Genomic DNA, 7,482 nt, shown 5'->3' with positions numbered 1-7,482 from the left:
TCTCGCGAGGCCAATGCGCTGCGCCGCCAGAACTGGCTCGACACGCAGGTCGGCCGCACGGCGTCGATGCTCGTCGAGCGCGACGGGCTGACCGGACATGCCGAAAATTTCGCCGCGCTGGCGCTGGCCGCGCCCGCAGCGCCCGGCAGCATCATCCCCGTGCGCCTGACGGCGCGCGATGGCGACCACATGATCGCCACTTCCATGCAAGCAAAGGACATCGCCGCATGACCGGCAAAAGCTGGAGCGAAAGGCTGCTCGGCGGATTTCGCCGCACATCGGAACGGCTCGGCGAAAATCTCGCCGGGCTGACCGGCAAGTCGCGTCTCGACGACGACGATCTCGACCGGATCGAGGAAGCGTTGATCACCGCCGATCTTGGCCCCGCGATGGCGGAGCGGATTCGCGAGCGCCTTGCGGCGCGGCGCGATGCGGTGGCCGGCGGCGTCGAGGAACTGCGCAAGATCGTCGCCGAAGAAATCGCGACGGTCCTGCGCCCCGTCGCCGAACCGCTCGACATCGACGCCTTCCCGCGTCCGCAGGTCATCCTCGTGATCGGGGTCAACGGGTCGGGCAAGACCACGACGATCGCCAAGCTCGCGCACCTTTTCCAGGAGCAGGATTATGGCGTCATGCTCGTTGCGGGCGACACCTTCCGCGCCGCCGCAATCGGGCAATTGAAGGTCTGGGCCGAACGGCTGGGCGTGCCGATCATGGCGGGGCCGGAGGGCGGCGACAGCGCGGGCATCGTGTTCGACGCGGTGAAGCAGGCGACCGCGACGGGCATCGACGTGCTGATCGTCGACACCGCCGGCCGCCTCCAGAACAAGCGCGAGCTGATGGACGAGCTCGCCAAGATCAAGCGCGTGCTCGGCCGGCTCAACCCCGCCGCGCCGCACGACGTCGTGCTCGTCCTCGACGCGACGACGGGGCAGAATGCGCTGTCGCAGATCGACGTGTTCCGCGAGGTTGCAGGGGTGACCGGGCTTGTGATGACCAAGCTCGACGGCACGGCGCGCGGCGGCGTGCTGGTGTCCGCGGCCGAGCGCCACGGGCTTCCCATTCACGCGATCGGTATCGGCGAAACCATCGACGACCTTCGCCCGTTCGATGCCGACGAAATCGCGGGCATTATTGCAGGAAATATCCGATGAGCGACCAGCTTCCCTCTGGCCCCGAGACCGTCCCCGCTCCGCCGCCGGCGAAGCATGGCTGGCTCAATTTCGTGATCGATTTCGGGCCGTTGCTCGTCTTTTTCGTCGCGTATAAATTCGCGTCGGGCGGCGAAGGTGCGTTCGCGGCGACGACCGCCGCGATCAAGGGCACGGTCGCCTTCATGGTCGCGATCGTCATCGCGATGGCGGTATCGAAATGGAAGCTCGGCAAGATTTCGCCGATGCTGTGGATGTCGAGCATCCTCGTCCTCGGCTTCGGCGCGCTGACGATATGGTTCCACGACGAGCGGTTCATCGTGATGAAGCCGACGATCATCTATGCGGCCTTTGCCGTGCTGCTGCTCGGCGGCTGGTGGTTCGGCAAGCCGATGCTGAAATATCTGCTGCAATCGGCGCTCGAGGGGCTGACCGATCGCGGCTGGCTGCTCCTGTCGCGAAACTGGGGGCTCTTTTTCGCCGCGCTCGGCATCGCCAATCATGTGATGTACGAGATGATCCAGGCGAAGCAGATGAGTTTCGACCTGTGGCTGACGATCAAGGTGTGGGGCGTCACCGCCCTTTCCTTCCTCTTCACGTTCAGCCAGGTTCCCGTGATGCTGAAAAACGGCCTCGCCATCCCCGACGAGACGGCTGACAAGCAAGCTTGAGCCATTCCCCCGTCGCTGGCATAGCAGCGCGCAGGCACCGGGTCGCACGGCGCCGCACAAATGGGGGAACTGCAATGGACAAGTTTTTCGGAAACCTGCACGCCGTGCTCGGCACCGGTCTCGTGCTGGCGATTATTCTGATGCTCTGCCTGAACGGCCAGAATTTCGAGGACGGAATAGCTGCGGGCAATGCGATCATGCGCTGGCTGCACACCTTCTTCGGCGTGCTGTGGATCGGCCTGCTTTATTATTTCAACTTCGTCCAGATGCCGACGATGCCGAAGATTCCCGCTGAACTGAAGCCGGGCGTTTCGAAGCATATCGCACCCGCCGCGCTGTTCTGGTTCCGCTGGGCGGCGCTGATCACCGTGCTGCTGGGCCTCGCGATCGCGGGTCACGCCAAATATCTGGCGCCGGCGCTCGGCCTGCAGGACCCGTACAAGCTGATCGGCGTCGGCATGTGGCTGGGCCTGATCATGGCGTTCAACGTGTGGTTCGTGATCTGGCCGAACCAGAAGAAGGCGCTGGGCATCGTCGAGGCCGACGATGCGACCAAGGCGAAGGCCGCAAGGACCGCGATGATCTTTTCGCGGACCAACACCCTGCTGTCGATCCCGATGCTCTATGCGATGGTGAACTTCAGCTAGCCCGACGCGCAATATCGCAAGGGGCGCTCCGGGAAACCGGGGCGCCCTTTTCGTTTCAGCTCTCGATCGCCGCCTTGTGCATGCGGCCGTTCATCACATAATGCGCGACGCCCAGCTGCATGCCGGCCGCCTGCGCATCGCCGATCTCGCGCACGCGCCGCGCGGGTGAGCCCGCCCACAGCTCGCGGTCGGGGATTTCCTTGTTTTCGGTCAGCAGTGCTCCCGCGGCGAGCATCGCGTCGCTGCCGATGCGGCATCCGTTCATCACCGTCGCCTTGAGGCCGACGAACGCGCGATCGGCGAGCGTGCAGCCGTGCACCATCGCGAGATGGCCGATCAGCACATCCTCGCCGATGATCGTCGGAAAACCCTCGGGCCGGTGTGGCATCGGGCCGTCGCAGTGGACGACGCTGCCGTCCTGGATGTTCGATCGGGCGCCGACGACGATGCGGCTGACGTCGGCGCGCAGCACGCAATTATACCAGATGCTGACGTCGGCGCCGATCACGACGTCGCCGATGATCCGGCAGCCGGGCGCGATGAAGGCGCTGGGGTCGATTTGCGGCGTCTTGCCATTGACGCTGATGATGCTGACGTCGTTCATTCGTCGCGGCCTCCGATGATATTCTTCCAGATGAGGACCGGCAGCGTCGAGGCGTAATCGTCGGTCCAGCGCTCGAAACCGGGGCGCGCCTCGAGCGGCACCCATGCGTCGAGATCCCTCGCATCCTTGCGCGCGCGGATGCCACCGGTCAATTGCTTCATCCGCCCGGGCGTCGCGGCCAGCGCGACCCAGTTCGATCCGGTCAGGTCACCATATTCGTCGCCGACCGGTCCCGGGTCCATGCGGATCGCGCTCGTCCAGCCGCGCGCTTTGGCTTCGGCCGCAAGCACCGGCTCGAGATCGAAGAAGCGGTTCGAGATGTGGATGAGCAATATGCCGTCGGGCTTCAGCGCGCGCGCATAGATGCCGATCGCTTCCCTGGTCATCAGATGCAGCGGGATCGCGTCGGACGAGAAGGCGTCGATCACGATAACATCGAAGTGCCCCGCGGGCTGGTTGGCGAGTTGCAGTCGCGCATCGCCGATGACGATCGGCGTGTTGCCGGCGCAATCGGACAGGAAGGTGAATTTGGACGGATCGCGCGCAATGTCGACCATCACCGGATCGATCTCGAATATCGTCCAGCGCTGGCCGGGCCTCCGGTAACAGGCGAGCGTCCCCGCCCCCAGCCCGACGATGCCGACCGAGGCGTTCGCCCCGGCGAGCGCCTCCGCCTTGTCGAGCGTCAGGCCGACGCCCGACTGGGGGCCGTAATAGGTGGTCGGATCGCGGCGATGCGCGGCGTCGGTGCGCTGCAGCCCGTGGAGGGTCGTGCCGTGCGCGAGGCGGCGCTGGTTCGATTCGGGATAATCGGTGACGGTGTAGACGCCGAAATAGCTGCGGACGCGCGCACCGGTGAAACTTTCCTGGATCGTGTCCCAGCCGCCGACGCCGATCATCAGCAGCGCGAGCACCGACACGTATGCCCAGCGCCAGCCGACGACGAACATCCCCACGACAAAGATCACGACGCCCCAGCCCGATGCCGCGCCTTCGAGTCGGCCCGTCCAGCCCTCGACCATATGCCAGGCCGCAAAGGCCGCGACGAGGATGAGCAGGACGGTAACGACGCGCGCGGTATTCACCTCGAGTCCCAGCCACCTGTCCCAAGGGAGAAGCGCGGGCAACGGCAGCAGCATCGCCGCCGCGAGGATCAGCAGCGGGTGTTCATACACCCAGTCGAAGATCAGCGGCGCGAACAGCGCGGCGAACAATCCGCCGAGCACCCCGCCCGCCGACATGACGAGATAGAAGAGTGTCAGATGCTGCGTCGCCGGGCGGAGGTGATAGAGATAGCCGTGCAGCGCAGTCGCAACGACAAACAGCATCGCAAGGCTGGCGATCGCAACCATCATCGATCCGCCGCCCGAACTCAGCAGGCCGAGCCCGCCGACCGCGAGCAGCACGACGGGCGCGATCAGCGTGATGATCTGCGTCGGCCGTTCCATCGTCGAAAAGGCGATCACGAAGCTGAGCAGATAGAGGCCGAGCGGGAGCACCCAAAGCAAGGGCATCGCCACGATATCGGTGGTGAGATGCGTCGTCGTCGACAGCATCAGGCCCGACGGCACCGCCGCGATCAGCAGCCAGTGGAGCTGGCGCCTGAGCGTCGGCCGCGGTTCGTCGGTGACGGCAGCATGGCGTTCGGCACCGCCGTGCCAGCGCGCCGCGGCCGCCCCGGCGACGAGCAGGACGAGCAGCGCATAACCCGCGGTCCAGCCCCAGCTCTGCGCCGCGAGCGGCAGCGTGGGCTCGACAAGCGCCGGATAGCTGATGAGGCCCGCGAAGCTGCCGAGGTTCGACGCGGCATAGAGATAATAGGGATCGCCCGCACGGGTGTCGGCGGCGAACCAGCGCTGCATCAACGGCGCCTGCGCGGAAACGACGAAGAAGACCGGACCGATCGAGGCGAGCAAAAGCAAAGGCACCCAGAGCGCCTCCTGCCCCGGACCAGGCGCCGCGATCTGCGCAATGCCGATCGGAAGCCACAGCGCGGCGACAAGGAAGAGCGCGAGGTGGATGGTCGCCTGGCGCCGCACCGTGAACCGGCCGAGCCAGTGCGCATAGGCGTAGCCGCCGAGCAGCAGCGCCTGATAGACGAGCATCGCGCTGTTCCACACCGCAGGCGCGCCGCCGAGTTTGGGCAGCACCATCCGCGCGATCATCGGCTGGACGAGGAAGAGGAGGAAGCTGCCGACGAGGATCGTCAGTACGAACAGCCAGCGACGCGGCGAATTGCTGTCGCTCATGAAATCAGGCGCCGAGGAGCCGCGCCGCGTGGAGCGCGTGATAGCTGAGCACCCCCGACGCCCCTGCACGGCGGAACGCGAGGAGCGTTTCGAGGACGAGCGCATCGCGGTCGCCCGCGCCCGCCGCGGCGGCCGCCTCGATCATCGCATATTCGCCCGACACCTGATACGCATAGACCGGCACAGCAAAGTTGTCTTTCACGGCGCGGACGATGTCGAGATAGGGCAAGCCCGGTTTCACCATCACGCTATCGGCGCCTTCGGCCAGGTCCTGTGCGACTTCGCGCAACGCTTCCTCGCTGTTCGCTGGGTCCATCTGATAGGTCTTCTTGTCGCCCTTGAGCAGCCCGCGCGAGCCGACCGCATCGCGGAACGGGCCATAGAAGGCCGAGGCATATTTGGCGGCATAGCTCATGATCTGGATATGGCCGAAACCCTCGGCCTCGAGCGCCGCGCGGATCGCGCCGATGCGGCCGTCCATCATGTCGCTGGGCGCGATGATGTCGGCGCCGGCGCGCGCCTGATTCAGCGCCTGCCCGACCAGCACCTCGACCGTCTCGTCATTGAGGACATAGCCCGCATCGTTGACCAGCCCGTCCTGCCCGTGGCTGGTATAGGGGTCGAGCGCGACGTCGGTAAGGATGCCGATGTCGTCGCCGAGCGCCTGCTTGATCGCGGCCGTCGCGCGGCACATCAGATTTTCGGGATTGAGCGCCTCGCCGCCGTCCTCGCTGCGCCGGTCGGCCTGCGTATAGGGAAACAGGGCAAGGCACGGGATGCCCGCGGCGACCGCATCCTTCGCACGTTCGACGAGCAGGTCGACCGACCAGCGCGACACGCCGGGCAGGCTTGCGACCGGTTCTTCGGTGCCCGATCCGTCGCAGACAAAAAGCGGCCAGATCAGGTTCGCGGGCGACAGGGTGGTTTCGCGCACCATCGCGCGGCTCCAGCCGGTGCGGCGGGTGCGGCGGAGGCGCAGGTCGGGAAAAGCGGCTTGGGTCATGCGGGGTGCATAGCGATGCCTGACCGCAGGGCAAATGGATATTGCCGCTCTTATGCGGGATCAGATCCCGTCACCGGCGCGCTTCGAGGCGACATCGGCGAGGCTGCCGAGCTTCGGCCCCTCGGCCTGTTTCGGCGCGATCGGGGTGAGTGCGGCACCCGGCGCTATCGACGTCAGCGCGCGGATGCGGGCGCGGAAGTCGGCGAGCGCCTTGCCTTCGAGCAGTGCGCGGGTGACGAAGGTCACCGAGGCGGGATTCACTGCGCGTCCGTTGCGATAAAGCTCGTAATGCAGGTGCGGGCCGGTCGAGAGGCCGGTCGAGCCGATATAGCCGATCACCTGCCCGCGATTGACGCGCTGGCCGGCGCGCACCGCGATGCGGCTCATATGACCATAGCCGGTGCCGAGCCCGGCCCCGTGATTGAGCTTCACATAATTGCCGAAACCGCCCGTACGCCCGGCGATCGTGACCACGCCGTCGGAGACTGCATGGATCGGCGCGCCATAGCCGCCGCCGAAATCCATCCCGCTGTGCATGCGCTTGTACCCGAGAATCGGGTGGCGACGCATGCCGAAGGTCGAGGTGACACGCCCGTTGGTGGGCCGCGCCATGCCGCCGCGCTGTTCGCCGACACCCGACGCCTCGAACCACTGGCTGCGGCCGTCGACATTCCATTCGAGCATCGAGAGTTTGGACTTCCCGCCGCGGATCAGCCCGGCATAGAGCAGCTTGCCTGTCTCGCTCTCGCCCGTTTCTGCCCGGCGATAGTCGACGATGATGTCGAATTCGTCGCCGGCGCGAATGTCGCTGCCGACCGAAATCTGTTTGCCGATGACGCGCAGATAGGACTGGATCGCCGCGGGCGGCGCCCCGGCGGCACGCGCCGAGCGGTAGAGGCTGTCGCCCACCCGGCCGCGGATACGCAGCGGCGTCGTATCGACCGCGATCGGGATGCGGCGCATGACGAGCCCACCGCCCTGCCGCTCCATCTCGATGCGAAGGTCGAAGCGGGCGCGCATCGCGAGCGCTTCGACCGGACGCGGCATCGTGCGTGCGGCACGGCGGCCGAGTATGAGGTCGATGCGCGTGCCCGGCGCGATGTCGGCGAGCGGCACCGCGCCCGACACCTTGTCCCGCGCCGGTGACGATGGCGACC

7 protein-coding genes and 1 pseudogene are annotated in these 7,482 nt (G+C 66.4%); 4 read left to right on the top strand and 4 right to left on the bottom strand.

The window, feature by feature from the left end; translation table 11 throughout:
* The 4 genes and pseudogenes from VN047_RS21815 to VN047_RS21800 form a co-directional block, all read left to right on the top strand.
* Positions 1-231, top strand: a pseudogene (locus VN047_RS21815) (tRNA (N(6)-L-threonylcarbamoyladenosine(37)-C(2))-methylthiotransferase MtaB); the annotation flags it as partial.
* Positions 228-1,154, top strand: a complete 927-nt coding sequence (ftsY, locus tag VN047_RS21810) for a signal recognition particle-docking protein FtsY (protein ID WP_325546434.1) — start codon at positions 228-230, stop codon at positions 1,152-1,154. The pseudogene VN047_RS21815 and the gene ftsY, both read left to right, overlap by 4 nt.
* Positions 1,151-1,822: an inner membrane-spanning protein YciB gene (locus tag VN047_RS21805; RefSeq protein ID WP_325546432.1), complete on the top strand. Its 672-nt coding sequence runs from the start codon at positions 1,151-1,153 to the stop codon at positions 1,820-1,822. The genes ftsY and VN047_RS21805 overlap by 4 nt, the downstream gene beginning before the upstream one ends.
* Before the next feature lie 74 nt (positions 1,823-1,896).
* The gene (locus tag VN047_RS21800) at positions 1,897-2,469 is read left to right on the top strand and encodes a urate hydroxylase PuuD (protein ID WP_325546430.1); all 573 of its coding nucleotides are present in this window, start codon (positions 1,897-1,899) and stop codon (positions 2,467-2,469) included.
* Positions 2,470-2,524: 55 nt separating this feature from the next.
* Here the strand turns inward: VN047_RS21800 and VN047_RS21795 are convergent, their stop codons facing one another.
* The 4 genes from VN047_RS21795 to VN047_RS21780 all read right to left on the bottom strand — a co-directional run.
* Entirely contained in the window at positions 2,525-3,073 is a 549-nt protein-coding gene (locus VN047_RS21795) for a gamma carbonic anhydrase family protein (RefSeq protein ID WP_325546428.1), read from the bottom strand.
* Positions 3,070-5,322 carry a fused MFS/spermidine synthase gene (locus VN047_RS21790; protein WP_325546427.1) on the bottom strand — a complete coding sequence of 751 codons (2,253 nt, stop codon included), beginning with the start codon at positions 5,320-5,322 and terminating at the stop codon, positions 3,070-3,072. The genes VN047_RS21795 and VN047_RS21790 overlap by 4 nt, the downstream gene beginning before the upstream one ends.
* 4 nt (positions 5,323-5,326) lie before the next feature.
* Positions 5,327-6,325: a porphobilinogen synthase gene (gene hemB / locus VN047_RS21785; protein WP_325546424.1), complete on the bottom strand. Its 999-nt coding sequence runs from the start codon at positions 6,323-6,325 to the stop codon at positions 5,327-5,329.
* A gap of 60 nt (positions 6,326-6,385) precedes the next feature.
* On the bottom strand, positions 6,386-7,482 hold a 1,097-nt coding region (locus VN047_RS21780; RefSeq protein WP_325546422.1), incomplete at its 5' end, for a M23 family metallopeptidase.

It is taken from the genome of Sphingopyxis sp. (genome assembly GCF_035565275.1).
In the GTDB taxonomy this organism is placed as follows: domain Bacteria; phylum Pseudomonadota; class Alphaproteobacteria; order Sphingomonadales; family Sphingomonadaceae; genus Sphingopyxis.
This window is presented reverse-complemented; position numbering and strand designations above follow the sequence as displayed.

Coding starts and splice junctions, on each gene's coding strand:
- VN047_RS21800 (WP_325546430.1), top strand. CDS start 1,897: ATGGACAAGTTTTTCGGAAACCTGCACGCCGTGCTCGGCACCGGTCTC.
- VN047_RS21790 (WP_325546427.1), bottom strand. CDS start 5,322: ATGAGCGACAGCAATTCGCCGCGTCGCTGGCTGTTCGTACTGACGATC.
- ftsY (WP_325546434.1), top strand. CDS start 228: ATGACCGGCAAAAGCTGGAGCGAAAGGCTGCTCGGCGGATTTCGCCGC.
- hemB (WP_325546424.1), bottom strand. CDS start 6,325: ATGACCCAAGCCGCTTTTCCCGACCTGCGCCTCCGCCGCACCCGCCGC.
- VN047_RS21795 (WP_325546428.1), bottom strand. CDS start 3,073: ATGAACGACGTCAGCATCATCAGCGTCAATGGCAAGACGCCGCAAATC.
- VN047_RS21805 (WP_325546432.1), top strand. CDS start 1,151: ATGAGCGACCAGCTTCCCTCTGGCCCCGAGACCGTCCCCGCTCCGCCG.